At 39.5% G+C, this 25,930-nt stretch carries 23 protein-coding genes; 17 read left to right on the top strand and 6 right to left on the bottom strand.

Features of this window, described 5'->3' with window-relative positions; genetic code table 11:
- Nucleotides 1-118 precede the first annotated feature (118 nt).
- Nucleotides 119-1,060, top strand: a complete 942-nt coding sequence (locus RDV63_RS14100; RefSeq protein ID WP_313910132.1) for a LysR family transcriptional regulator — start codon at nucleotides 119-121, stop codon at nucleotides 1,058-1,060.
- An 81-nt stretch (nucleotides 1,061-1,141) separates the two neighbouring features.
- Here the strand turns inward: RDV63_RS14100 and aceB are convergent, their stop codons facing one another.
- Nucleotides 1,142-2,746 carry a malate synthase A gene (aceB, locus tag RDV63_RS14105; protein ID WP_313910133.1) on the bottom strand — a complete coding sequence of 535 codons (1,605 nt, stop codon included), beginning with the start codon at nucleotides 2,744-2,746 and terminating at the stop codon, nucleotides 1,142-1,144.
- 243 nt (nucleotides 2,747-2,989) lie between these two features.
- Here aceB and RDV63_RS14110 point away from each other — a divergent pair, with 243 nt between their 5' ends.
- Both RDV63_RS14110 and RDV63_RS14115 read left to right on the top strand, forming a co-directional pair.
- Nucleotides 2,990-3,640 carry a DUF2726 domain-containing protein gene (locus RDV63_RS14110; RefSeq protein ID WP_313910134.1) on the top strand — a complete coding sequence of 217 codons (651 nt, stop codon included), beginning with the start codon at nucleotides 2,990-2,992 and terminating at the stop codon, nucleotides 3,638-3,640.
- A 165-nt stretch (nucleotides 3,641-3,805) separates the two neighbouring features.
- On the top strand, nucleotides 3,806-4,000 hold the full coding sequence (locus RDV63_RS14115) for a hypothetical protein (protein ID WP_313910135.1): 195 nt from the start codon (nucleotides 3,806-3,808) through the stop codon (nucleotides 3,998-4,000).
- A gap of 67 nt (nucleotides 4,001-4,067) precedes the next feature.
- On the opposite strand, the gene RDV63_RS14120 is transcribed toward RDV63_RS14115, so the two are convergent.
- Nucleotides 4,068-5,150, bottom strand: coding sequence for an AI-2E family transporter (locus RDV63_RS14120; protein WP_313910136.1), 1,083 nt, complete (start codon nucleotides 5,148-5,150; stop codon nucleotides 4,068-4,070).
- 34 nt (nucleotides 5,151-5,184) lie between these two features.
- Nucleotides 5,185-6,423 carry a DUF819 domain-containing protein gene (locus tag RDV63_RS14125; protein ID WP_313910137.1) on the bottom strand — a complete coding sequence of 413 codons (1,239 nt, stop codon included), beginning with the start codon at nucleotides 6,421-6,423 and terminating at the stop codon, nucleotides 5,185-5,187.
- A gap of 173 nt (nucleotides 6,424-6,596) precedes the next feature.
- On the opposite strand from RDV63_RS14125, the gene RDV63_RS14130 reads away from it, so the two are divergent.
- Nucleotides 6,597-7,052: a methylated-DNA--[protein]-cysteine S-methyltransferase gene (locus RDV63_RS14130; protein ID WP_313910138.1), complete on the top strand. Its 456-nt coding sequence runs from the start codon at nucleotides 6,597-6,599 to the stop codon at nucleotides 7,050-7,052.
- 40 nt (nucleotides 7,053-7,092) lie between these two features.
- On the opposite strand, the gene RDV63_RS14135 is transcribed toward RDV63_RS14130, so the two are convergent.
- A complete protein-coding gene (locus RDV63_RS14135) occupies nucleotides 7,093-7,629 on the bottom strand; it encodes an outer membrane beta-barrel protein (RefSeq protein WP_313910139.1) in 537 nt (178 codons plus the stop codon).
- 185 nt (nucleotides 7,630-7,814) lie between these two features.
- On the opposite strand from RDV63_RS14135, the gene mtnN reads away from it, so the two are divergent.
- The 10 genes from mtnN to RDV63_RS14185 all read left to right on the top strand — a co-directional run bounded on the left by mtnN (nucleotide 7,815) and on the right by RDV63_RS14185 (nucleotide 21,220).
- The gene (gene mtnN, locus RDV63_RS14140; RefSeq protein WP_313910140.1) at nucleotides 7,815-8,525 is read left to right on the top strand and encodes a 5'-methylthioadenosine/S-adenosylhomocysteine nucleosidase; all 711 of its coding nucleotides are present in this window, start codon (nucleotides 7,815-7,817) and stop codon (nucleotides 8,523-8,525) included.
- Nucleotides 8,526-8,542: 17 nt separating this feature from the next.
- On the top strand, nucleotides 8,543-9,487 hold the full coding sequence (locus tag RDV63_RS14145) for a cobalamin biosynthesis protein (protein ID WP_313910141.1): 945 nt from the start codon (nucleotides 8,543-8,545) through the stop codon (nucleotides 9,485-9,487).
- A gap of 131 nt (nucleotides 9,488-9,618) precedes the next feature.
- Entirely contained in the window at nucleotides 9,619-14,148 is a 4,530-nt protein-coding gene (locus tag RDV63_RS14150; RefSeq protein ID WP_313910142.1) for an EAL domain-containing protein, read from the top strand.
- Between the two features lie 96 nt (nucleotides 14,149-14,244).
- Entirely contained in the window at nucleotides 14,245-15,090 is an 846-nt protein-coding gene (locus RDV63_RS14155) for a DMT family transporter (RefSeq protein WP_313910143.1), read from the top strand.
- A gap of 89 nt (nucleotides 15,091-15,179) precedes the next feature.
- Nucleotides 15,180-16,616 (top strand): tRNA (N6-isopentenyl adenosine(37)-C2)-methylthiotransferase MiaB, encoded by a 1,437-nt coding sequence (miaB, locus tag RDV63_RS14160; protein ID WP_313910144.1) that lies wholly within the window; start codon nucleotides 15,180-15,182, stop codon nucleotides 16,614-16,616.
- Nucleotides 16,617-16,665: 49 nt separating this feature from the next.
- On the top strand, nucleotides 16,666-17,670 hold the full coding sequence (locus tag RDV63_RS14165; protein WP_313910145.1) for a PhoH family protein: 1,005 nt from the start codon (nucleotides 16,666-16,668) through the stop codon (nucleotides 17,668-17,670).
- A complete protein-coding gene (gene ybeY / locus RDV63_RS14170) occupies nucleotides 17,670-18,131 on the top strand; it encodes an rRNA maturation RNase YbeY (protein ID WP_313910146.1) in 462 nt (153 codons plus the stop codon). Before RDV63_RS14165 ends, ybeY begins: the two co-directional genes overlap by 1 nt.
- A gap of 33 nt (nucleotides 18,132-18,164) precedes the next feature.
- Entirely contained in the window at nucleotides 18,165-19,037 is an 873-nt protein-coding gene (locus tag RDV63_RS14175; RefSeq protein WP_313910147.1) for an HlyC/CorC family transporter, read from the top strand.
- Between the two features lie 2 nt (nucleotides 19,038-19,039).
- The gene (gene lnt / locus RDV63_RS14180; RefSeq protein WP_313910148.1) at nucleotides 19,040-20,602 is read left to right on the top strand and encodes an apolipoprotein N-acyltransferase; all 1,563 of its coding nucleotides are present in this window, start codon (nucleotides 19,040-19,042) and stop codon (nucleotides 20,600-20,602) included.
- Nucleotides 20,603-20,641: 39 nt separating this feature from the next.
- The gene (locus tag RDV63_RS14185) at nucleotides 20,642-21,220 is read left to right on the top strand and encodes an N-acetyltransferase (protein WP_313910149.1); all 579 of its coding nucleotides are present in this window, start codon (nucleotides 20,642-20,644) and stop codon (nucleotides 21,218-21,220) included.
- Here the strand turns inward: RDV63_RS14185 and RDV63_RS14190 are convergent.
- Nucleotides 21,217-23,607, bottom strand: a complete 2,391-nt coding sequence (locus tag RDV63_RS14190) for an ATP-binding protein (RefSeq protein WP_313910150.1) — start codon at nucleotides 23,605-23,607, stop codon at nucleotides 21,217-21,219. The genes RDV63_RS14185 and RDV63_RS14190 overlap by 4 nt on opposite strands.
- A 145-nt stretch (nucleotides 23,608-23,752) precedes the next feature.
- Between RDV63_RS14190 and RDV63_RS14195 the strand changes: the two genes are divergently transcribed.
- The 3 genes from RDV63_RS14195 (at nucleotide 23,753) to RDV63_RS14205 (ending at nucleotide 25,497) form a co-directional block, all read left to right on the top strand.
- A complete protein-coding gene (locus tag RDV63_RS14195; protein ID WP_313910151.1) occupies nucleotides 23,753-24,028 on the top strand; it encodes a hypothetical protein in 276 nt (91 codons plus the stop codon).
- 112 nt (nucleotides 24,029-24,140) lie between these two features.
- Nucleotides 24,141-24,794 (top strand): sigma-70 family RNA polymerase sigma factor, encoded by a 654-nt coding sequence (locus RDV63_RS14200; protein ID WP_313910152.1) that lies wholly within the window; start codon nucleotides 24,141-24,143, stop codon nucleotides 24,792-24,794.
- Nucleotides 24,787-25,497, top strand: a complete 711-nt coding sequence (locus RDV63_RS14205) for a DUF3379 family protein (RefSeq protein ID WP_313910153.1) — start codon at nucleotides 24,787-24,789, stop codon at nucleotides 25,495-25,497. The genes RDV63_RS14200 and RDV63_RS14205 overlap by 8 nt, the downstream gene beginning before the upstream one ends.
- Before the next feature lie 36 nt (nucleotides 25,498-25,533).
- On the opposite strand, the gene RDV63_RS14210 is transcribed toward RDV63_RS14205, so the two are convergent.
- Entirely contained in the window at nucleotides 25,534-25,887 is a 354-nt protein-coding gene (locus RDV63_RS14210; protein WP_313910154.1) for a putative quinol monooxygenase, read from the bottom strand.
- Nucleotides 25,888-25,930 lie beyond the last annotated feature (43 nt).

The following is a 25,930-nucleotide window of genomic DNA, read 5'->3' on the forward strand; positions in this document are numbered from 1 at the left end:
GCTAATTACAATGATGCTTAACATTCATAAAACTTATGATAAAAGTTTCTTGACGCTGTATAGGCCTTCTAGCCTATAATTCATTACAGTTATATTGTGATAGTGAGTCATAGATAAAATGAATATTAAGAAAATGGATCTAAACCTATTAGTCTATTTAGATGTATTGTTGCGTGAAAAGAATGTGACCCGAGCAGCAGGACAGCTTAATATTACTCAACCGGCCATGAGTAATGGTTTAAAAAGATTACGTGACTTATTAAACGACCCTATATTAGTTCGAACATCTGAAGGTATGGTACCAACAGAACGGGCACGAGAATTAGCCCCTGTTATTCGTGGCGTTTTGTTAACTTTAGAAGAAACCCTACAACCTAATAAAGACTTTGAACCTGAACTAAGCCAACGGGTATTTAGGATCATGGCGAGTGATTATGCTGCTTCTACACTGATCCCAGCATTATTAAAAAAAATGCGAGTGCTTGCGCCTAATACCAGTCTAGATATTATGACGCCCTCTGATGTTAACTTTCATGATGTTGAAAACGGTAAAGTAGATATGGCAATTAATCGCTTTGATCAACTGCCACAATCTTTTCATCAAAAAACTGTTTGGCGAGATAGCTTTTCCTGTCTTATTAGTGCCAAAAATCCCATTCTAGCCCACTTTAATCTAGACACTTACTTAAAAGCACAACACATTTGGGTAAGTAAAACTGGCTTTGGCGTTGGTGTGGGGATGGATCCTAAAGATGTGCAAAAGCTTGGCTGGGTTGATGAAGCTTTAACCCATTTAGGTAAGCAACGGAAAATATCTGTATTTACTCGTAATTATCATGTCGCTATGCATTTATCGGTAGGTATGGATTTAATAGCTACTTTACCAACAAGAGCAGCCCGCTTATATGAAAATGATAGTACTATGGCAATTATGGACCCACCTTTTGCTATTCCAGCTATTGAACTAAAAATGATTTGGAGTCCGTTATTACACCAAGATGCGAGCCATATATGGTTTAGACGATTAATAACTGAAGTAGCAGATGAATTAAAAAATTAACTAGACGTAAATAAGCCACTACCCCTCTCTACTTTAGCGCAGTTAGAGATAGCGGCTTACGCTAGTTGAGTCGACTTATAGTTAATTAAGTAACTCGTAAGCTGGTAAGGTTAAAAACTCTACTAGCTGATCTGAAGTCGTTATTTCCAGTAATAACTGTTTGGCTTGGCTAAAGTTTTGCTCTGCCCACTGGCTGTCCCCTACTTCTTGGCGCACTACTACAGACTCTTGCTCTAACATAGTGCTAAATAGTTGCTTAGTAATTAATTGGCCATTACTTAGTTGTTTTTTATGTTGGATCCACTGCCAAATAGAGGCTCGAGAAATTTCCGCGGTGGCAGCATCTTCCATCAAGCCATAAATAGGTACGCAGCCTTTGCCGCTAATCCAAGCCGCAATATATTGCAAGGCAACACGAATATTAGTACGCATGCCTTGTTCGGTTCGATCGCCTGAACATGGCTCAAGTAGCTCGGCAGCAGTAATAGGTGTATCTTGCTCTCGCAGCATATCCAACTGATTAACTTTAGTCTCACTTAGATAATTATCTAGCACTGAATTGACTGTTTCTGCTAACCCAGGATGCGCTATCCAAGTGCCATCATGGCCATTTTTGGCTTCTAACTCTTTATCTGCTCTAACTTTGGCCAGTATAGTGTTATTTTCAGCTAGATCTTTTGATGGAATTAATGCCGCCATGCCACCCATAGCTAAGGCGCCACGCTTATGACAGGTTTTGACTAATAAACGAGAGTAAGCATTAAGAAAAGGCTGTTGCATAGTAACTACTTGTCTATCAGGCAAAACACGATTTGGGTGATTTTTAAGGGTTTTAATATAGCTAAAAATATAGTCCCAGCGGCCACAATTAAGCGCCACTATATGATCTTTTAACATATATAAAATTTCGTCCATCTCAAACACGGCTGGTAAGGTTTCAATTAGAACTGTCGCTCTAATACAGCCAATTTGTTGCTTAAACTTCAACTCGGTATAACGAAATAGATCACCCCACCATTTAGCTTCTTGGTGAGTTTGCAATTTTGGTAGGTAATAATATACACCAGTCCCCTTAGCTAAGCGTGTTTGATAGTTATGCAAAAAGTACAAGGCAAAATCAACTATACAGCCAGGCACTTGCTCACCATCAACAAATAAATGCTTTTCCCATAAATGTAAACCTCGCACCCGAGCAATTAATAATGCGGGATCAGGCTTAAGGGTATAATATTTCCCTGTATTGTCATCGGTATAACTAATAGTTCCAAGATTAGCATCACGTAAGTTTATCTGGCCATCTATTAAGCCTTGCCAAGTTGGCGCTTGCGAGTCTTCAAAGTCTGCCATAAATACTTTAACATCAGCATTTAAAGCATTAATAATCATTTTACGATCTACAGGACCGGTGATTTCCACTCTGCGATCCCGAAGATCAGTAGGAATGGCAGCAACTTGCCAATCAGACTGGCGTATATTGATAGTTTCAGGTAAAAAATCTGGCAAACCGCCGTTATCGTAGTATTGCTGTGTTTGTTGTCTTTGTGTCAGCAATTGCTGCAGTCGAGAACGAAACTCTCGGGTTAACTCAACTAATAAAGCACAAGCTGTCTCTGTCAAAATTTGTTCATATTCCGCAGTTAAATCAGCGTTAATACTTAATCCAGCTCTAATAGTATTAGTGGTCATAATCTAGTTCCTTTTCGGCTGCTTAGGCTTAATTAAGCAGCTAAGCTGCGCTTACCATTAACTCATAATGACTTTTACTATAAGCGGATACTGCCATAACACATATTAATATAAACAATCTTTACCATTCATTAAAAACATAGTTAATTACAGTAGCACTAAAAAACATGGCACGGCTTATGCTTAATTAATACTAAGTACGGTTAAGCGTCTCACAGTGTCAAATTAATGTCAGAGGTGGTTATGGAATTTGTTTTATTATTAATTCTACTATTAGTTATAGTAGTAGCGCTGGTTGCAAACCGCTTTGCGCATAATGGTAATCCGTTTCCAGTGCAAAAGCGTAATAGTATTTTCAGCCCCGTTGAACGCTCTTTTCTGCAATTATTAGAGCAAGCAGTAAGTACCGAATATAAAATACTAAATAGAGTAAAACTGGCTGATATTGTTGAAGTTAAACAGGGCGTTGCTGATAAAGCTCGCAATAGCACCTTACAAAAATTAAATGCAAAATATTTAGATTTTGTATTATGTGATCCAGCAGATATGCGAATAATCGCTGTTATCGATTTAGTTAACAATAGCACTAAAGAAGGCCATAAAGCGATACCTGATTGGTTTGTTAATGGCGCTTTAGATGCGGCAACTGTGCCTTATTTACGAATGAAGATAAAAACAGGTTATACTGCCAATGATATTCAAAATGCTATTGCTAACCGCTTAGGTAAACCAATAACTAAACCAGAGCCAACCTTTAAAGGCTTAGTTAAAAAAGGACCAACCCGTCCGGTACGCTCTTTAAAACCTGCTAGTAACGGCAATATATTGCCGACACCGGTTTTATCACGCTCACAAATTAAAGCGCAACAAACTGCGCTAATACAGGCTTCTTAACGCTTTGGAGAAATGAGTCACTCCGCGCTAAGTTGGAATGCCGCCCGCTGCAACGGGCGGCATTTTTTTATACCTTCAACTTATTTTAAATTTTTTAATAAAAAGCTTAAGCTTTTAGCCTATTTGCCGATACACTGGTACAGAGTATTGTCATAGGAGGTAGCTATGAGTCAATCTGTAGGTGCGACAGCATCAGCACAGGCTTTTGAGGTTCTTGGTGCAGTTATGGCCAATAAGCAACAAAATCAAGAGGCTAAAATGGCGACTATGTTAGTTCAAAGCGCCATGCAAAGTGTTGAACAAGTGCAATCTTCTGCACCAGTAGGCAACTTAGGCCAAAATATTAATATTAGTGTTTAATTTGTCTTAAACTAAAAAGCCAGCATTATGCTGGCTTTTCTTTTTCTAATGCGTTTTTCTCTAGAGGCTAGCTGTTATCTTGTTGTTCTAAAAAGCTTTTAAACTCTATAGCATAAAGCTTTAATAACACTATAGTTAACGCAAAAATAATAGGCCCATAAATCACACCTATTAAGCCAAATAACTGAATACCACCTATTAATGATAAAAAAATCATTAATGTATTCATATTAGAACTGCCTTGCATCAAGATAGGGCGTAAGAAGTTATCTATAGAACCCACAACAATAACACCCCAAGCAGCTAAGAATGCAGCCCAGCCCCATTCGCCAGTCAAACCTAAGTATAATGCAGCAGGTAACCAAATAAGTGCCGTCCCTACCAAGGGTATAAAAGATGCAAAAGCCATCATAGTCCCCCAAAACAATCCAGGTAAGCCAACAATAGCCATAGCAATGCCACCAACTATACCCTGTGCAATACCGGTTAAAAATGAGCCCATAACAGCAGAGCGTGCAACAGATTTAGCTTCCACTAATAAGGCATTTTCTTGACTACGTGATAAGGGGATCAGCCAGTGAATAGCATCAACGACTTTATCGTGATCGCGTAATAAAAAAAACAGCACAAACAACATTAAAAATAAGCCAAATAGTACTCCGGTAATATCACCTACTAGCTTAGTTCCCATATCTAACAAGACTTTACCAAAACTTGAAGCAAACTCCGTTAATCGTTGCACTATATCTTGAGTGTCAATGCTATCTATAGGTAAGTAATACTCAACTTTCTGTTTAGTATTAACAATAAAGGCGTTTTGTAATAGTTGCTCAGCGCCCCCTTTACTTAACCATTGATAACTCTGCTTAGTAAATTGCGCTGCTTGCTGCACTATGGCAAAAAACACTAACCCTGCGGGTATAACAATCACTAAAACTAAAGCGATACAAGATAAAGCGGCGGCTAAGTTCGGTTTACCAGGTAATCTAGCTTCTAATCGCTTATGCAAAGAAATACACAATAACGACAACACAAAAGCTAAGACTAATGCCCCTACATAAGGCGCTATAAGTAAATAACTGGCATAAAGTGCTAATAACAGAGCACCTATTAATAACCAATGTCTTGGTTCTGCTTTAAACTCCGCCATTACCAATCAATCCTTGTTTAAAATTCACTGTTAATTAAGGCGCAACTTGTTGCAGTAATAAGCCACAAATATAAGCACCATAAGTCCCTAAGCCATAACCAAGTACAGCCAACAATACCCCAACCGGCGCTAATGATGGATGAAACGCAGCTGCAACTACTGGTGCCGAGGCTGCCCCACCTACGTTAGCTTGGCTACCAACAGCCATATAAAACATGGGAGCTTTTATCAATTTAGCCACTATAAGCAATAGGCCAGCATGCACCGCCATCCAAACTATACCCACTAAAAACATATGTGGATAATCAAAGATCGCAGTAATATCCATATGCATACCGATAGTGGCTACTAGAATGTATAAAAATGCACTACCCATTTTCGATGCGCCAGCTGCCTCTAAGTTGCGCGCCTTAGTTAATGACAAACCTAAACCTACAGTTGTAGCTATTACTACCAACCAGAAAAAATTACTGGTTAAACTATACATTGCTAACTGTGGAGCAACTTGTGCTATCCAGGCAGAAATAATATCGGCAAAAGCATGCGATAAACCTACTACCCCAAAAGCCACAGCAACAATTAGCATAATGTCTGTTAAACTAGGAATACGCGAGTTTTCGGCTTGATACTTTTCAATTTTTTCACGTAAGTATTTAATACCCGTAGTATCAGCGCCATTTGCCTTATCAAAGATTTCCGCTCGGCTGGCAACCCATAATAAAACTGCCATCCAAATATTGGCGACAATAACATCTACCGTTATCATGACCGAAAATATACTACCTTGAACCTCAAACACCTCTTTCATCGCTGCTTGGTTAGCACCACCACCAATCCAACTACCGGCAACGGTTGTCATACCGCGCCAAACATCACCGCCAAGTTCTTGTGGAAAGAGTATTCCCATTAGCGCTAATGCTATAGGACCACCGATTATAATACCTAAAGTGCCGGTTAAAAACATAATTAACGCTTTAGGTCCAAGACCTAAAATAGCTTTAAAATCAACACTTAAGGTTAATAAAACTAAACTAGCAGGTAATAAGTACCGAGAAGCCACTTTGTATAAAGCCGAACCTTCACCATCAATAATGCCAAAACTATTGAATAAAGATGGAATGAAATAACACAAAAGTAATGCTGGAACATATTTATAAAATGCTTTGCAATAGCGGTTTTCACTCTGGTTGGTATAAAACACTAGCCCTAGAATTGTAGCCAGTATCCCTAATACAACCGCATCATTAGTAATTAAAGCAGTGCTTTCTTGCATAGTAGACCCTGATCGAATTGACGGTTTATTATAATTATTTGCGACAACATAGCATAGGCCCCTCTAAGCTCAAAGCAGCCCCGCTATATTACTACTAATTTAACATGCTAAACTTATTAGCACTTAGTGATAATTTGCTAGGTTGTAATATTGATTTACACTTGAGGTCTAGTATGTACCGTCAATATATCGACACCCCACTTGGGTTAATGCGCATTTCCGCATCAGAGCTTGGCATAACAGAAGCGAACTTTATTTTAGCTTCAGAACAAAAATCCGCACAAGCATCGGCGATAACCCAACAGGCAGCACAACAACTCACTGCTTATTTTGCCGGTAAATTGCAACAGTTTACTTTACCGTTAGCCGCAACAGGAACAGAGTTTCAGCAACAAGTATGGCAACAACTAACCCGTATTCCCTTTGCAACAACCTGTAGCTATGCTGCCATAGCACAGCAAATAGGCCGACCTAAAGCTATGCGCGCTGTGGGCGCAGCTAATGGCAGAAACCCTATCGCTATCATAGTGCCTTGTCATAGGGTTATTGGTGCCAGCGGTAAACTAACAGGCTATGCGGGAGGACTTGATAAAAAAGCTTGGCTGCTAAAACACGAACAGCACCTTTAAGGTGCTGTTCGATTATGGCTAACTAAGATTTGCTTAGTGATTAGAATTGATAAGAAACCCCAAAGCGGAATTCATTTTTTACATCATTACTATTTAAAGCAATATTACTACGTACTGCCCAATCAGGGCTAAAGTAAAATGCAATACCGCCCGCTAAACTAGCATGATTATCATTAATTGTATGGTAACTAGCTTCTGAATATAGCTCTACTTGCGGCGTTAAAGGATGACGTACACCTAGGCCAGCATAACCGCCTGTTTTATCGGCATCTCTAAATTGTGTTTCAAAGCCGGCTAATACATAGGTTTGAGTTTTAGGCGAAAAGTCTAAACGAAATCCGGTTAAATACTTCACACCTGCTTGTAATACATTTACATCATAATGATGCTTTGATAATGCCGAAAAACTAGCATCAACTACCCAATTGTTATCTAAACGCATAGAGCCCTCTATGTAAGGGCCATCCAAGTTCGCATCGGTATAACCTGCACCTACGTAGTCCCAACGGATATCAGCCGTGGCCGCAGCGGTAAAGAGGCTAGCACAAGCAGCGGCAAGTATAATTGATTTCTTCATCGTTAAAACTCCTCAGATTAACTGTTAGATTAATTTTGTTGTGGAGAAAATTAATTCTATTTTGTTTTCAATAATCTAAGAATAACGGATGCAGATTAATGCCACCTGAACTTTGCCAATGCAAAAGTTGGGACTTTATAACTTGGCCGCATTATACTATTGGCTTTTAATATAGAGGCAGCAAGATGCAATTAATTGGTATTATTGGCGCTATGGAGCAAGAGGTTGCAACACTACGTCAGCAACTACTCCATCTAGAAACCACCCAGCTAGGTAACTGTATATTTTACACTGGTGAGTTAAATAATTGCCGAGTTGTATTAGTACAATCAGGTATAGGTAAAGTTGCTAGTGCCGTTGCCACCACATTAATGATCCAACACTTTGCACCTAATGCAGTTATTAATACCGGTTCAGCAGGCGGTTTTGATCCTGAGCTCAATGTTGGTGATATAGTTATCAGTAGTGAGGTTCGCCACCATGACGTTGATGTTACTGCTTTTGGCTATGAGCTAGGCCAAGTGCCACAAATGCCTGCAGCATTTATACCTCATGCTTCTTTAGTAAATGCAGCTGAGCAAAGTATTGCTAGCTTAGGTTTTTGTAAAACCAAAAAAGGTTTAATCACAACCGGTGATAGCTTTATTTGTGCTCCAGAACGGATCGCTCTAATGCGTCAGCAGTTTCCAACTATGCTAGCGGTAGAAATGGAAGGGGCCGCTATTGCCCAAAGTTGTTATATGCTCAACACTCCTTTTGTTGTTATACGCAGTCTAAGTGACATTGCTGGCAAAGAATCACCGCAGTCTTTTGAAGCTTACTTAGAAGTAGCAGCCAAAAACAGCTCAGCTATGGTCAAACAACTCCTTATCCATTTAGCAACGCTAAGCTTATAAATGGCTACTTTAATAAGATGAGCTGGTTAACTACAGTTCCTACATATCCACTAATACTTATTGCCGTGATGATAGTGTCACGGCTAATTCCCCTACCTGACGCTTACCATCCACTAACTTTCTTTCGCTTTTTTGCCCAGCAATTGGCCAAAAAAGTGAACCCAGATTTACAGCGCAGTAAACAGCAGCAACTATTATCAGGTAGTTTGGCTATAGCCGTAGCCTTATTGCCCTGTATAATCCTGTTTTATGCTTTATATCAGTTTTCTGAGCTGCCCTTAATTTTAGATGCACTACTACTATACTGCAGTCTAGACTGGCATGCTCAATCAAAAGTGGCCGTAGATACCAGCTTACTATTGCAAAAAAAACAACTGTCTTTAGCGCGACAACAAGCTGCAAAAATACTGTTACGTGATACTGATAAAGTAAATGTGATGGGGTTAAGTAAAGCTATTATCGAAAGTGTCTTACTGCAAAGTAGTAAGCTATTTATTGCTACTCTAGGTTATTTTTTACTCGGCGGCGGCTTAGCGGCATTAAGCTATAGGCTATTACAAGAGTTACAACGGCAATGGAACCCAAAGCTTAAGCAATTTCACTTTTTTGGCCGCCCGGCCTCATTACTAGCCAATCTATTAGCTTTTCCTGCTTTATTACTAAGCAGTATTATTATTGCTATCCAATATGGCATAGTAAGTTGCTTTAAAAGTTGCCAACAAAAACCAGTGTTTTTTAATAAGGGGAGCTTTTACTTATTAAGTTGTAGCAGTATTGCGTTGAAGCGGGATCTTGGTGGCCCAGCATTTTATAGTCAGAAAAAAATACTACGGCAAAGATTTAATACTAAAGATGCACCTTCAGCTGCCGATATAATAATAGCATTACGTATGGTTAACTTTTTACATCTGTATCTTTTACTGCTCGTTATCGCAGCTAATTTACTTATATATTTACGCTGATCGACCTATTTAATAGGCTAAGTTGTTTATAAGGAATAACTAGACAAGCTAATATTAAGCAAGGTATGTTTAGACGCACTGATTATTTAATACAGAGAAAGTAAACTAAGCTACTCACCATAGAGGTTCTAGTGAAATATTGGCATAACATTATCTTTACTTTTTTCTGTTTCTGCGTAGCTTTTTCCGCTGTAAATTCTTCTGCGGCACCATTATTAAGAGCGCTGACACCAGATCAAGGCTTATCTCAAGGCTCAATTAGAGATTTATTAATTGATAAAGAAGGCTATCTTTGGTTAGCGACCGATGCCGGTATTAACCGTTATGATAGTAACCAAGTTTTACAAATTAGTACTGCCCAATATCCTCTTAATGAAATGGCATTTTCAGCAGTACTGCAAGACTCTGAGCAGCGTATTTGGGCTGCTTCAGCAACTAACGGCATTTATTTATTTAAACCAGAACTTGGCCAACTTGAACTTGCCATCCCTATGTCTGCATTTACTGGCATAGAGCAGCTACCTCTTATAATCTCATTATCAGAATATGATAAAGATCATCTACTGGTCAGTGTTAGTGATAGTTTATTTCTTGTATCGACTAACCTAACTGACCTAGTGGTTAAGCCACTATTTAGTTTAACAAAACTTGGCATGCCTAATGGTTGGTTAAGAACAGCCTTAGTGCTTGATAACAATGTTTTTATCGCCACCTTTAATGGCTTATATTACCTTGATCTCAATACCGGTTTAGCTACCCATTTACCTCATTTAACACCTGATATGCTGCATGACACCCCAAACAGACAGCTAGATCAAAAACATATTAAATATCTGCAGCTACATCAACAAAGATTGTGGTTAGGGGCTGTGGATGGACTATATAGCATTAGTGTACAAGACATAAAAAGCTATATTGAAACAAAGCAAACTTATACGCCAATCCATCATATAAATGACTACAATATTTGGCAGATTATATGGCAAGATGATTTTGCTTTAATCGCAACAGATCGCGGATTACTTACTTTTAATCCAGTAAAAAATACCTATAAAAAGATACTACGTTTAACTGATAGTCCTCTTGGCTTATTTGATGACAATATTCTTGATATTGCTGCAGACGAATATGGCGGTTACTGGCTAGCTACTAGAAATGATGGCGCTTATTACTGGCATCATCGTGGTCAAGCTTTTAGTCATGTTTCTAAACAAGCAAATAATGGCTACAGTTTATCCAATGAAAAAGTCTATTCTCTGGCTCCGGCTTCAGATAATGCAGTATGGGTAGGAACCAGTAATGGGCTTAACCATGTTGAACTAAAAAGTAAAATAGTCACTCAGTATTTAATTAATGATGATGTAAAAACAATATTTCATAGCAGTACTATTGGCAAAATCATTCCTATTGATAAGGAAAAAATGTGGATAGTAACAAGTGAAGGTCTAAATGTTTTTAATTTGCCTTTAAATCAGGTGTCAGCTGCACCGAGTAATAGCCCAGAAGATAGCAAAATATTAAGCCAAGCGAGACGATTTTTTTATTCTTATAAGAATTTTATCTACTTTGCTACCTCAGATAATTTTTATCGCTATAACCAAACCACTAATGAGCTACTAGCACAACCAGAACTAACCGCTGCTATCAACCCAGCAAACTTCGGAGCTATTTTAGGCGAGATTAAAAATGGTCAACAATTACTGTTGTCAGATGCCGATCAACTTTGGACTTATGATCTTAAACAACAAAAATTAGATTTAGTTTATCAACATCAGCCTTATCAGCCGCAATTAGGCCGAACAGCAACCACTATGCAACTAGATGATAATAATGTGCTATGGATTGGCTTTATTGGCTTAGGTATTTTAGGTTTTGATGGCAATAACTTAGATTTACTGCATAGCCCAACTAAGCTTTCTGACAGCAAAATTGCTTACGACTTACATAAAGATAACTTAGGCTATATATGGTATTCATCCCATCAGGGTCTTTCTCGGCTAAACCCAAAAACCTTGCATATTGAAAACTTTACTAAAGAAGATGGCTTAATATCACACGAATATAATGGCGGTGCTTCAACCACCATGAAAGATGGTCGCTTAATCTATGGCAGTATGCGAGGCATTACTATTGTTGAACCAACAGCGCTAATAACAGAAGAACAGCAACCTAAAGTAGTTATTACTAAATTATCAACCCAAACAGGCGATGAGCTCAATATTGAAGGTAACTTAAACCAAAAACAAATAGATCTCTCCTATAAAGACTTAGGCATTGAGCTGCACTTTAGTAGTATGAACTTTCGTGATGCCCATAAAATGCAATATCGATATTGGCTAGAAGGTAAACAAAATATTGAATTTCCAGCACAAAGCCAAAACAAGGTAAACTTTCCACAGTTAAGCCCTGGTAACTATATATTCAATGTTGCTGCTATCTCTCCACTCAATGGCAGAGAAAGTAAACCGGCTCAGCTATATATCCATATAAAGCCGGCCCCCTGGTTAGCAAGTTGGGCTTTAACTAGCTACGGCTTATTGGTACTACTTATAATTTACATCGTTATTAGCGTTAGATTAAGGCAACAAAAAGTTGTTAAGCAAGCCCACTTAAACGTAGCAAAAAGTGAGCAAAGGTTGCAGCAAGCATTAGCCTCAGTTGATAGTGGGGTATGGGAATGGCAAGCTAGTAACAACGAAGTTTATGCCTCTAAAGTACAATCTGTCCTTGGCTATAGCTTAATCCAACCACAGCTTAGCCAAGACCAACACCTTGGATTGATTCACCCAGATGACCTAGAGGACTTTAAATCAGCTTGGCAACGCTTTTTACAACATCCAGATGCTGGCTTTGATTTTACTTACCGCTTACGCCATAAAAACGGTGACTGGCTTTGGTTTAGAGTCATGGGTAAAGCCGAAATAATAGCCCACAATAATAAAATACAACGGGTATTAGGAACCTTTACTAATATCACTGAAACCCGTGCCACTTCAGAAAAAGCCCGTTTATTTGGCGAAGCTTTTCAGCAAACTCGAGACTGGGTTGTTATTATGGATAATCAGCAGCGCTTAGTTGCTGCCAACCAATCTTTCACTACTGCTTTTGGCAGTATTGAACAATATATTACAACACCACGAATTCACCACTTAGGCATTAGCTTAAGTCGGCGACGTTATTATACTAAGCTGTTAAAGCAACTTTCCATTGGTCAGCATTGGCAAGGTGAAGAAGTCGTAATAACCCCTGATGGCTGCAAGCGGCCCACTTTAATTAATGTCAGTGTGGTAGGTGAACAAGAAAACAAAGCATTTTATGTCTTAGTTTTTACCGATATTACTGAGCAAAAACTAGCAGAAGAAGAACTACGATACTTAGCAAATTATGATTCATTAACCGGTTTACCTAACCGAGCTTTATTAATGGATCGCATTTACCACGGCATAGACCACGCTAAACGAGCCAATAAATCATTAGCACTTTGCTTTATTGACTTAGATCGCTTTAAACAAATTAATGACTCCTTAGGCCATGACATTGGTGACTTACTGTTAAAGAAAGTGGCTCAACGTTTAACCCAAGCTTTACGTGAAACTGACAGCGTTGCCAGATTAGGCGGTGATGAGTTTGTTGTCTTATTAGAAGGCTATAAATCAGATGATAATATCAGCCATATAGCACGTAAAATGTTAATGATTATTAGTGAACCTATGTTATTAGGTACACACAGCGTTGGCGTTTCACCCAGTATTGGCATAGCGGTTTATCCTCAAGATGCCATAACCGGCACTGAACTATTAAAGCATGCTGACGTTGCCATGTATCATGCTAAGGCCGCTGGCCGTAATAACTTTCAGTTTTTTACAGCGGAAATGAACGAAAAAGCCCATTTGCAACTAGCTCGTGAAACCCAACTACGACAAGCTATACAACAAAATGAGTTCTTTAACGTCTATCAGCCTATTATTGATATTAATACCCGTAAAGCTGTTGGTGCTGAGGTGCTATTACGCTGGCAAACAGCAGATGGCATGATCTCTCCTGCTGATTTTATCCCTTTAGCTGAAGAGTTACGCTTAATTATTGATATGACAAAAAAACTGTTAGATCGTGCTTTAGCTGATTTAAAATCTTGGCATGATCAAGGGCATAGGGTTTATTTATCGGTCAATTTATCTACCCAACATTTAGAGCAACCCGCACTAGCTGAACATACCCGTTTATTACTAGATAAACATCAACTTTCTGCTAAATATCTTTGTTATGAAGTCACAGAAAGCGCACTAATGCGGGACCATGCTAGTGCCATTAAAACTATGCAAGCTTTAAGTGATCTGGGGATAAAAATGGCTCTAGATGACTTTGGCACGGGCTATTCTTCTTTAAAATACTTAAAAGAGCTACCTATTGATGGCATTAAAATTGACCGTAGTTTTGTCAAAGATATTGGCATCGACGTGAATGATGAAACTATTATTGATGCAATTTTAAGTATGGCCACTAGCTTAGGCATGTATTGTATTGCTGAAGGTGTTGAAACTGAGCAGCAACTGGCATTTTTTAATAAGCGTAACTGTGCATTAATTCAAGGTTTTTACTTTGCTAAACCTATGCCTTGCGCTGAGCTACTACAGTTTTTAAATGACGAGCATAATGACTGAATAGCAGCCGTTGTCACGCCTACACTCAGTTAATAATGCCGAATATATCTAAGCTCTGTTATACTGGTTATTGCTTTATATATTTGGAGTTCAGCTGTGCCGCCATTAGTCAGTGGAGCCTTGTTATTATTATTAGCAGAGGCCTGCTTTGCCGGTATTGGCGCTTTAGTTAAGTTTACTAGCGGTACGGCTTCAGAAGCGCAAGTGGTCTTTTTTCGTAATTTTTTTGCCTTGTTGTTAATGTTGCCTTTTTTATATCGGCATGGTTTTAAATTATTAAAAACCCAGCGCTGGTACTTACATTTGGCTCGCTCAATAACGGGCATTATCTCCATGTATTGCTTTTTTTATGTTTTGGCTAGAATGCCGCTAGCCCAAGGCATGCTGGTATTATTAATTTCGCCATTTATTGTGCCATTAATTGCTTACTTTTGGCTTAAGGAGCGCCCCACTAAATTAACCTTATTTAGCATTGGTTTAGGTTTTATTGGTGTGGTATTTGCGCTACCTGTAGTAGAAAGTGATGTTTCTGTTATTGTTTTTGTCGCCTTAGCGTCTGCTTTTTTGGTCGCTATTACTAAAACCACCATTCGTTATATGTCAGATACTGAGCCAGCGGTTAGAATTGTGTTTTATTTTTCATTTTTAACCGCCGTTATTTCCGTTATACCGCTACCATTTTATTGGCAACCGCTTAGTGCAACAGTCTGGTATGCTTTTGCTGCTATGGGAGTTTTGGCCGCTATAGGGCAATTAGCTATGACTAAAGCTTATGCCCTAGCCCCTGCTAGTGATATAGGTATTTGGACCTATAGCAGTGTTATTTTTGCCGGTTTTTTTGGCTACATATTTTGGCAAGAGCCCGTGACGATGAGCTGGTTATTAGGGGTCTTAATTATTTTTTATGCCGGTTATATTAGTACTCGGCAAAGATTACTTTAAATACAGTCTGTGCAAGCGCTGGTAACACTGCGCCGAACAAGATAAAATATGTTCCATTTTTACAGTAATAATATAGGTAACAACGCACAATGGGCAAAAAGCTGCACATTAAAACTTGGGGCTGTCAGATGAACGAATATGATTCATCTAAAATGGCAGATCTCTTAGACGCAACACACGGCTTTATTCTGACTGAAGAAGCAGAAGATGCAGATGTTATATTACTCAACACTTGCTCTATTCGTGAAAAAGCGCAGGAGAAAGTATTCCACCAGTTAGGACGTTGGCGGCCGCTTAAAGAAAAAAATCCAAACCTAATCATTGGTGTCGGTGGCTGTGTCGCTTCACAAGAGGGGACTGCAATTCGTGAGCGGGCGCCTTATGTAGACATTGTCTTTGGCCCGCAAACCTTACACCGCTTGCCAGAAATGATTAATATGGTAAGAGGCGCTAAATCTCCTGTGGTTGATGTTTCTTTTCCTGAAATTGAGAAGTTTGACCGCCTACCAGAGCCTAAGGCTAATGGCGCTACAGCTTTTGTTTCCATTATGGAAGGCTGCTCTAAATACTGTACTTTTTGTGTCGTACCTTACACCCGTGGCGAAGAAGTTAGTCGCCCTTTAGATGACGTTTTATTTGAAATTGCTCAGCTAGCTGAGCAAGGTGTACGAGAGGTTAACTTATTAGGCCAAAACGTTAACGGCTATCGTGGTGCCACCCATGACGGCCAAATCTGTCACTTTTCTGAATTATTACGTTTAGTCGCTGCTATAGATGGTATAGACCGAATTCGTTATACGACCTCACACCCAGTTGAGTTTACTGATGACATTATCGAAGTATATCGCGATGTGCCAGAGTTAGTTGACCACTTGCACTTGCCAGTACAATCGGGTTCAGATCGTATTTTAAACTTAATGAAACGCGGCCATACCGCTTTAGAATATAAATCGCAAATTCGTAAGCTTAAAAAAATACGGCCCAATTTAAGTATGTCTTCTGACTTTATTATTGGCTTCCCAGGTGAAGATGATGCCGATTTTGAAGCGACTATGGATCTAATTAAAGCTATTGATTTTGATATGAGCTTTAGCTTTATTTATAGCGCAAGGCCTGGCACACCTGCGGCAGATTTACCTGATGATGTAACAGAAGCGGCAAAAAAACAGCGTTTATATATTTTACAAGATCGTATTAACCAGCAAGCCTTAAAGATTGCCCGTAATATGTTAGGTTCTGAACAACGGATCTTAGTTGAAGGACCATCGAAAAAGAATATTATGGAACTGACTGGTCGTACAGAAAACAATCGAGTAGTCAATTTTGAAGGCTCACCCGATATGATAGGCCAATTGGTTGACGTTAAAATTACTGACGTCTTTAGCAATTCATTACGTGGTGATTTAATTCGTACTGAAGCTGAAATGGGCTTACGCCGTCATACACCGCCACAGCAAATCTTAGCCAAGCAACAAGCTATGAAAGATGCAACTAATGAGCTTGGTGTCGCTACTTTTATTCCTTAACTTAAAAAGGAACAGCTAAAACTGTTCCTTTATTGTTTGAGAGCCAACATTGACTTTAACTACCCATAGCGCTGAATTAACTTTAACCCCTGCAGATAATCAGAGATTAACTTCTTTATGCGGCCCTTTTGATGATAATTTAAAGCATATTGAACGCCGTTTACAGGTACAAATTAGTTATCGCGATAATCAAATAAAAGTAACAGGGCCTGAAGATAATACGGCTGCTGCCCTTGATATTATACAACAACTGTATACACAAACGGCACTACAGCCAAATACAGCCTTAACTCCTGAACAGGTGCATTTAACTATCAACGAGAATTACGATATCAGCTATCAATCCGATATATCCGAACTACGCCCTTTTAGTTTAAAAACTAAAAAAGGTTTAATAAAACCCCGAAATCCAAACCAAGCACATTACGTTAGCAATATTTTAAGCCACGATGTTTGCTTTGGCATTGGCCCTGCAGGTACCGGTAAAACTTACTTAGCCGTAGCTTGTGCAGTCGATGCTTTAGAGCGCGATATGGTAAAGCGGATAGTGTTAACCCGACCGGCTGTCGAAGCCGGTGAAAAATTAGGCTTTTTACCAGGTGATTTAGCGCAAAAAGTCGATCCTTACTTACGGCCTTTATATGATGCTCTTTTTGACATGCTAGGCTTTGAGAAAGTTGAGAAGCTGTTAGAGCGGGGTATTATTGAAATTGCCCCGCTAGCTTATATGCGCGGCCGTACTTTAAGTGATGCTTTTATTATTTTGGACGAAAGCCAAAATACCACTATGGAACAGATGAAAATGTTTCTCACCCGTATTGGTTTTAGCTCTAAAGCTATAATCACTGGCGACATTACCCAAGTAGACTTGCCGCGTGGCCAATATTCTGGTTTAAAACATGCTATTGATGTTTTAGCCGACGTTAAAGAAATTAGTTTAAATTACTTTAATGCTAAAGATGTTGTTCGCCATCCCGTAGTGCAAAGTATTGTTATGGCTTATGAAGCCCATGAAGCGGCTAAATTAGCAGCTAATGAAGGTGAGCAACGTTAATGGCTATAACCTTAGACTTACAGTTGGCGAGTGCGGAAGCAAATCTGCCCACAGTTAGCGAAATTCAATTATGGTTAGAAACAGCAATACTGCCATTTCAGGCTGAAGCAGAGGTAACAGTACGCATTGTTGATAATACTGAAAGTCAGCAACTAAATATGCAGTACCGTGGTAAAGATAAGCCCACTAACGTATTAAGCTTTCCATTTCAATGTCCGCCTGGTCTTGAACTCGCCTTATTAGGGGATTTAGTGATCAGTGCACCTGTTGTCGCAGCTGAAGCTAAACAACAAGGAAAAAGCTTAACTGCGCATTGGGCGCATATGATCATTCACGGTAGCTTGCATTTACTTGGTTTTGACCATATAAATGATGATGATGCAGAAGAAATGGAATCAGAAGAGATTTTACTTCTGCAGCAGCTTGGCTTTACCAACCCCTATTTGTTGGATAACGAATAGTTTCTTTTATTTATTTGGAGCACCAGTTCACTGATGAGTGACGACAACCCCCACTCTAGTCGCGGTTCTAACGGGAAATCTTGGCTAGAGCGCATTGCTAGTGTTTTTTCCGCAGAACCTCAGGATATTTCAGACTTACAAGATATTATTGCTGAAGCAGAAGTACGCAATTTAATTGATAACGATACTAAAGGTATGCTTGATGGTGTACTTGATGTGTCCAGTATGCGGGCCCGTGATATTATGATCCCACGCTCACAAATGGCCACCGTCGATATTGATCACAGCATAGAGCAATTATTGCCCATTTTAAATGAGAACAATCACAGCCGCTACCCTATCGTCAATGAAGATAAAGATCACATTGAAGGTATTTTACTGGTAAAAGATATTCTGCAATACACCTTAGACCCTAATAAGTCCGAGTGGAATTTACGTGATCTACTGCGCCCTGCTGTTATTATCCCTGAAAGTAAACGAGTAGATGCGCTGTTAAAAGAATTCCGACAGAAACGCTATCATATGGCTATTGTAGTCGATGAGTATGGCGGTGTATCAGGCTTAGTCACCATTGAAGATATATTAGAGCAAATTGTTGGTGAGATTGAAGACGAGCACGATTTAGAGGAAGAGCATGACATTAAACGTATGGCCACCCATGTATTTAAAGTTAGTGCTTTAACCCCAGTAGATGAGTTTAACGAGTCATTCCAAACCAACTTTGACGAAGAAGATGCCGACACTATAGGGGGTATAGTGCTACATGCTTTTGGCCATATGCCAGAAAAAGGTGAGAGCATAGAGCTACAAGGTTTGACTTTTAAAGTTACCAAATCTAACAGTAGGCGTTTAGTTCAGTTACAAGTTAACTGTGCAAAAGATAATAACGCTGAAGATGAGGACTAAGCTTGTTTAACGTTAACACTAGCCTTAGCCGTTATTTGCTGCTGATTATAAGTGGCGGTGTTAACACCCTAGCTTTTGCCCCTTATACCCTATGGTGGCTGCCCATATTTAGCTTAGCAGTACTGGCTTACTGTATTCAGCAGGCTAGTACTGCTCGCCAAGCTGCCTTATATGGCTTTAGTTATGGTTTAGGCTGGTTTGGCTTAGGTGTTAGCTGGGTCCATGTCAGCATTGCCGACTTTGGCGGTATACCGCTTATCGCCAGTTTAGCCTTAATGTTGTTATTGGTGAGTTATTTAGCTTTATTTCCCGCCTTTGCTGCTTGGTTAACACAACGCTTAAAGCTAGCTAAATATATGCCGCTATTATTTGCTGCCAGCTGGACCTTAGCTGAATGGTTACGTAGCTGGTTGTTAACTGGCTTCCCTTGGTTATCTCTGGGTTACAGCCAAACCAGTGCTGGCTTAATCTATTATGCACCGCTTATTGGTGAAACAGGTATTAGCTTTTTATTAGCTTTTTCGGCCGCTTCGCTCGCTCAATCACTCACGCAACAAGCAGTAATTTCTCGCTATAGCTATATTCTAGTTGCTGGATTCTTGTTTGTTATTAGCCCATTATTGCAACCTTTTAAAGGCTGGCAAAATACTGCTGAATCCCTATCAGTCCTGTTAGTACAAGGTAATATAAAACAAGAGTTACGTTGGAACTCAGAGCAAGAGTGGCCAACTATGGTGAAATATCTAGAGCTAACTCGACCGCACTTCCAAGCTGACCTTATTATTTGGCCAGAAGCCGCTATCCCAAAGCTTGAGCATTTAGCTAATGCCTATTTAGACAATCTAAATCATGCTGCCTTCTATCAAAATACGGCTGTTATAAGCGGTATACTCGATTATCACCCTAGTAGTGGTGAAGCTTGGAATAATCTAATAGTACTAGGTAAACGTAGTAAGGAAGCTACAACAGGTGATTATCACTATGGACACGCCAATAGATATAGTAAGCATCACTTATTGCCTATAGGTGAGTTTGTACCTTTTGAGAACTGGCTGCGCACTTTAGCTCCTATTTTTAATTTGCCTATGAGCTCATTTAGCCGTGGCGCCTATATCCAACCTAATTTACAAGCAAATGGTTATTTTTTATTACCGGCAATATGTTTTGAAATTGCTTTTCCGCACCAAATTGCTGCTAATTTTACTCCGGAAACCCAAATTCTATTAACCGTTAGCAATGATGCTTGGTTTGGTGACAGCATTGGCCCGCAGCAGCATTTACAAATAGCGCAAATGCGTGCTTTAGAATTTGGTCGGCCACTGGTACGCGCAACCAATACTGGTGTCACAGCTACTATAAATGCTAGTGGCCAAGTGCAACAACGTGCTGCGCAATTTACCGATACTGTGCTAGAAGACCGCATCCAATTAACAACAGGCAGCACACCTTACCTAGTTTGGCGCGACTGGCCACTGCGAATTAGCTGTTTGGCTATTTTTATATTTATTCTAGCTAGCCGTAGGCAACAAAGAAACTTGTTAACAAGCCAGACTAAGGTAAACTAAGTTATATTAAGCTAAGCTATTAGTCCGTTGGGATTTCTAATGACGCTACTACATAACATTAGTAAAACGCTGCAACGCCGCCGAAATATTACTTGGCATTCTCTTGGTTATGATACCCACGTAAGACCAGAAACAGCACAAGATTGGCCTGATGTAGCGGCCTTAACTAAAGCTGTATTTAACGCTGACGAGGAAGCTAAGCTTAATGATAAATTACGGCAGCAAGCTGCCAATTATATTTCATTAGTTGCTGAACAGCATGGCAAAATTGTTGGCCATATCATGTTCTCTCCGGTGCAATTAGCTAACGCTAAACAGATAAAAATGATGGCATTAGCTCCTATGGTGGTATCCAAGGTATTGCAACAACATGGTATAGGCTCTGCTTTGGTTCGCGCCGGCTTAGAAGCCTGTTATCAGCAAGGCGTAGCGGCAGTTGTTGTCTTAGGTCATGCTGACTATTACCCTAAGTTCGGCTTTACCCCCGCAAGTAATTTTGCAATTAGTTGCCCTTGGCAAGTTGCCGATGAGGTTTTTATGTTATTAGAACTTAAAGCCAATGCAATGAAAAATGCCAGCGGTACAGTGCAATACCTACCGGCATTTGAACAAGTTTAATCGTCTAGGCTACCATTAACAATTTCGGCTATTTGTTCTAGCCTAGCTAGTACTTTACTGTTCACCGATCTCTTTGGATATTGGCCACGACGATTAACCACACCCACATCAAGACCAGTTAATAATGCTAAGGCTTCGTCTACGGTTTTTACCGCATAAATATGAAACTGCTGCTGCTGAACCGCATTTATTACTTCATCGTTAAGCACCAAATTAATTTGATTACTTGCCGGAATAATAACACCTTGTTCACCCGTTAAACCGCGACTTTGGCATAAGCGAAAATAACCTTCGATTTTTTCATTTACACCACCAATAGCCTGCACTTGACCATGTTGGTTGATCGAGCCAGTAATAGCTAAGCTTTGTTTTAAAGGAATATCAGTAATAGCAGACAGTAATACACATATTTCAGCTAAAGCCGCACTGTCACCATCGATATGGCCATAAGATTGCTCCATAGCGATATTAGCCGATAAAGTAAGCGGGAAGTTCCGCGCATACTTAGCGCCTAAATAACCGGTTAATAGTAATACTCCTTTGGAGTGAATCGCCTTACCTAGCTCAACTTCACGTTCAATATCTACTATGCCACTAGAGCCAGCAAATACCGTTGCACTAATCCGAGCTGGTGTACCAAAAGCCGTATCGCCTATCTCTAACACTGTTAAACCATTCACTTTACCCACAGCCATGCCCGAGGTATCAATTAAGATATGGCCTTCTTGAATATCTTCTAAAAAACCTTCACTAATACGACCTGTACGATATTGCTTGCCCCGCAATGCTTGTAATACATGCTCTGCTGTTAAGGTTTTTTGTTGTTGCTGATTAGCATAAAAACAGGCTTCTCGAACAAGCTCTAATACATCAGCAAAACGAGCCGATAATTTTTGCTGATGTTCGGCTTGGCGAAAGCTAAAGTGCAATAACTGGGTTAAACCGCCACTACTTAGGTCATTAATATGTAACTGCCGCATTTGCTCTATAATTTGTAGCGCCATATTACTAACAGTGTGTTCGGTAAAAGGTAGATAATATTCAAAATCTGCTAGTACCCGAAATAACTCATTAAACTCTTCATCAACATCTTGAATTAAATAATACAAATCACGCGAGCCTAGCAGTACCACTTTCACATTTAATGGGATTGCTTTAGGAGTAATAATAGTCGAGTTAGTTACAGCATGATCACTCAGCGTATCTATAAGGAGCTCACCTGACTTTAACGCCTGCTTTAAGGCGTCCCATACCGCTGGCTGGGTTAATAAGCGATCAGCATCCAAAATAAGATAACCACCATTAGCTCTATGTAAAGCACCCGGTCGGATCATCCTTGAGTTGGTATATAACGAGTTTCCAGCAGAATTATATTCAACTCGACCAAATAAGTTACCATAACTAGGGTTTGGCTCAAAAATAATAGGTGCACCTGACATTTGCTCAAAATGCACTAAAACATTGGGCACAAACTCTTCAATAAAAAACTCTCTATTGTCACTTTCTTCTTGTTTTTCAGCATCAGATTCATCTGGTAAAAACTCTAAAACAGCCTTAATTAAATGACTACGCATTTCCCTAATATAGCGCTGTACACCAAGTTGAGAACTGTAATCATGCTCTAATTGCTTTAGCATGGGTTTAATAGCTTGCTCTATGGTATCTTTACGTAAATCGCGCTGTTGTTCAGACAGCTCTCTTTTCCATTTTGGTAGCTCTAATAACTGCTCATGTAATGTTGTTTCTAATTCTGTAACTGCGTCATAAAACTGCTGCCGTTGTTGTTCGGTTAAATTGGCTGATTCCTGATCATTAACCGGCTTGCCATCGATAATAGGTGAAAAACCTACGCCACCATTATCTTCAACCAATAATACCTGCTTAGCTAAGGCTTCTTTTTCAACCTTTGCTATAGCTTTATCATATTTTTGATCAAAATCTCTGGCGATGGTCTTTTTCTTGCGCTGAAATCCTGGGTTATCAAAAGCTGCCGGAAAAGTCCCTAGTAAGTCATCAATCAACGCTTCAAGTTTTTTAACTAAGGTCTTACCCTCACCAGGCGACAAACGTAACACACTGGGCACACGCTCATCGTCAAAATTATTTAAGTAACACCACTCATCTGGAGTTGGCTTTTGCGCAGCAGCCTGTTTTAAAATGTCTTGCACTAAGGTAAAGCGACCTAGTGCTGGTTCACCCATCACATAAAGATTATAGCCAGGCATATCCATGCCAATGGCAAAGTCTAACGCCGTTTTAGCTCGCTCCTGACCAATAAAACCAGCTTTTAGCTGCTGATGGCTTAACGCCTGGGTAATAAGCGCTTGCGAAAAATGTGGCGCCAGCTGCTCGGCTGACAGTGATAAAGGATGAACAGTGTTGGTCATGTAGTGCCTTAGTATTAACTGCGTTTCTAATGGCTATACTAACAAAAACCCTGAGCCCTGTGCTGAGCTATTTTAAGAAATGATTAAAGAATTTAGAATAAAAGTCGATATAGTTAGTATCTAGCCTAACTAAAAGTGAACTGCCATGAGTGAAACTAACCGTTTACAAAAAATACGTAATCTTGGCGTTCGTTTGCACGAGTTAGATTTAGTTGCCATGGCGCCCAATAAGTCTTACGCCTCTACTGCCTTAAACTTCTTATTTGCAGCCCACAAATTACAGCGCCCCACAGGTGTTCCGCTAGAACATACACTGTATACCTTAGGCCAAGCTATTATTGCTAATAAAAAAGTCCGTTTTAGTAACTTAGATGCTGATGCAGTGATTGACTTCTTTTGTCGCCAATATCGAGTTCACTAACTTTCTTTTCTAAAGCCCGAAATATTTTCTGCTTTAAACCTTTCTTATCATCTTGAAGCTTAACTTTATTAACTAGGATAATAATGTCTGCATATAGGTGGCTAAACAAAGCATGAGTAATAGCAAAGCATGTTCTTTGAACCTAAATACCGCTAAGCTACAAGGTATTGAAAACTCTTCGCAAAAAAGTAGTATGACCGTTTCAAAATATATAGCAGCGAAAAAGGCTAAATTAGCCACAGTCTTAGGCTTTAAAAAATCTAAGCAACAACGCTATGAGTTACTAGTGAAACACTATCATGCCGACTTGTATCGCTATGCGCTTTGGCTATGCAAAGATCCTGATACTACTAAAGATATAGTACAAGAAACTTATCTACGCGCTTGGAAAAGCTTAGATAGTTTATTAGATCCTAAAGCTACTAAAGCTTGGTTATTTACTATCTTAAGGCGAGAAAATGCACGGCGGTTTGAACGTAAGCAGTTCGACTATGACGATACTGAACAAGACTCGCTAATAGATAGCTCGGCTCTCAGTGCTGGCCAAGTCTACGATAATGAAAAACTAAGAAGTAAAATAAGCCAGTTACCCCTAGATTATCGTGAGCCATTAATCTTACAAGTATTAGCAGGTTTTAGTAGTAATGAAATTGCTAAATTACTCGATCTCAATGTTAACACCGTTAATACTCGGTTATTTCGTGCCCGCAATAAATTGCGCAGCCTACTATCAAACACTAACTCTGTGGAGGATAGTTTTGAATAATTTTAAACTACGCCAGCAACTAGAGCAGGAAGTTCTGCAAAATCCAAATAGCACTCATCCGCAAGTTATTAATTTAATGCAGCAAGATGCTGAATTTAAAAGCTTTGTATCAAACATTCGCCTACAAGACCAGGCGCTGCAACAAGCTCTTAAGTTGCCGTTACCTGCAGAGGTAAGTACCGAGTTACTCCAAATCCCTAATCAACCAATAGCAAAAACAACTTGGCTTACTCACTTAGCTATAGCCGCATCTTTTGTCGCACTCTCACTTATTAGCGCTGTTATCTATAAGCACTATACGCCAAGCAGTATGGCCGAGCATGCCTTAGCCCATATCCATAACGAGGTCGATTTTGTTAATAGTCATTTGGCGCAACAATCATTAAGTGATGTTAATAGCAAACTGGCTAGTTTTAATGCCAGCTTAGAGAATTGGTCTGATGATATTATTTATGCCCGCTTTTGCCACTTTAAAGGCGTGCGCTCATTGCACTTGGCAATTAGAACTAGTACAGGCTACGCCACCGTTTTTATTGTACCTAAAGAAACTAAGCTCAATAATAATCAGCACTTTTCTGATGCTGATTATCAAGGCATTGAGCTTGCTATGGCACAGGCTAATCTCGTTATTGTCAGCCGTGAAGCAGCAGATTTAAATTTGTTATCGCAAAAACTGTTAGCGAATTTACGTTTTAGTACTTAATACAGAATATTCTATCTGCTTTAGCTAAAATCTAACTTAAAGCATTAGCTTTGGTGCATCATAGTTTTCAGGCTCATCAGTATAAATACAGACATTCCAATCTGCAGCTAAACCGTCTTCAGCAGTGCAGTACTTAGCAAAAAACTGCTTAATTTCTTCACGCTGGCAATGAGCTTCAAAGCTAGCCATGTCGGCCCATATTTCATTAAAAGCGATTGGAAAGCTGTTCCCAGGTGCAAAAGGGCTGCTAATGTGCCGCGTAACACGATATTGTAAACAACCGTCTTCGCGCACAGTATTAGGCTCTAAAGCTTGTAGTACCTTAAACAGAGCAGCCTCTTGACCGGGCTTTGGCAAAAACTGTGCAATGCAATATACTTTTTTCGACATAATCTTCTCCCTATTACTAGTCAGCTATTTAAATCAGCTGACT

Source organism: Rheinheimera sp. MMS21-TC3, assembly GCF_032229285.1.
Lineage (GTDB): Bacteria > Pseudomonadota > Gammaproteobacteria > Enterobacterales > Alteromonadaceae > Alishewanella.

Excerpts from the sequence above, each read along its gene's own strand:
- RDV63_RS14185 (WP_313910149.1), top strand. The coding sequence starts at position 20,642 with ATGACGCTACTACATAACATTAGTAAAACGCTGCAACGCCGCCGAAAT.
- RDV63_RS14190 (WP_313910150.1), bottom strand. The coding sequence starts at position 23,607 with ATGACCAACACTGTTCATCCTTTATCACTGTCAGCCGAGCAGCTGGCG.
- RDV63_RS14100 (WP_313910132.1), top strand. The coding sequence starts at position 119 with ATGAATATTAAGAAAATGGATCTAAACCTATTAGTCTATTTAGATGTA.
- aceB (WP_313910133.1), bottom strand. The coding sequence starts at position 2,746 with ATGACCACTAATACTATTAGAGCTGGATTAAGTATTAACGCTGATTTA.
- RDV63_RS14145 (WP_313910141.1), top strand. The coding sequence starts at position 8,543 with ATGAGCTGGTTAACTACAGTTCCTACATATCCACTAATACTTATTGCC.
- miaB (WP_313910144.1), top strand. The coding sequence starts at position 15,180 with ATGGGCAAAAAGCTGCACATTAAAACTTGGGGCTGTCAGATGAACGAA.
- RDV63_RS14175 (WP_313910147.1), top strand. The coding sequence starts at position 18,165 with ATGAGTGACGACAACCCCCACTCTAGTCGCGGTTCTAACGGGAAATCT.
- RDV63_RS14120 (WP_313910136.1), bottom strand. The coding sequence starts at position 5,150 with ATGGCGGAGTTTAAAGCAGAACCAAGACATTGGTTATTAATAGGTGCT.
- mtnN (WP_313910140.1), top strand. The coding sequence starts at position 7,815 with ATGCAATTAATTGGTATTATTGGCGCTATGGAGCAAGAGGTTGCAACA.
- RDV63_RS14195 (WP_313910151.1), top strand. The coding sequence starts at position 23,753 with ATGAGTGAAACTAACCGTTTACAAAAAATACGTAATCTTGGCGTTCGT.
- RDV63_RS14200 (WP_313910152.1), top strand. The coding sequence starts at position 24,141 with ATGAGTAATAGCAAAGCATGTTCTTTGAACCTAAATACCGCTAAGCTA.
- RDV63_RS14110 (WP_313910134.1), top strand. The coding sequence starts at position 2,990 with ATGGAATTTGTTTTATTATTAATTCTACTATTAGTTATAGTAGTAGCG.
- RDV63_RS14210 (WP_313910154.1), bottom strand. The coding sequence starts at position 25,887 with ATGTCGAAAAAAGTATATTGCATTGCACAGTTTTTGCCAAAGCCCGGT.
- RDV63_RS14115 (WP_313910135.1), top strand. The coding sequence starts at position 3,806 with ATGAGTCAATCTGTAGGTGCGACAGCATCAGCACAGGCTTTTGAGGTT.
- RDV63_RS14130 (WP_313910138.1), top strand. The coding sequence starts at position 6,597 with ATGTACCGTCAATATATCGACACCCCACTTGGGTTAATGCGCATTTCC.
- RDV63_RS14135 (WP_313910139.1), bottom strand. The coding sequence starts at position 7,629 with ATGAAGAAATCAATTATACTTGCCGCTGCTTGTGCTAGCCTCTTTACC.
- RDV63_RS14125 (WP_313910137.1), bottom strand. The coding sequence starts at position 6,423 with ATGCAAGAAAGCACTGCTTTAATTACTAATGATGCGGTTGTATTAGGG.
- ybeY (WP_313910146.1), top strand. The coding sequence starts at position 17,670 with ATGGCTATAACCTTAGACTTACAGTTGGCGAGTGCGGAAGCAAATCTG.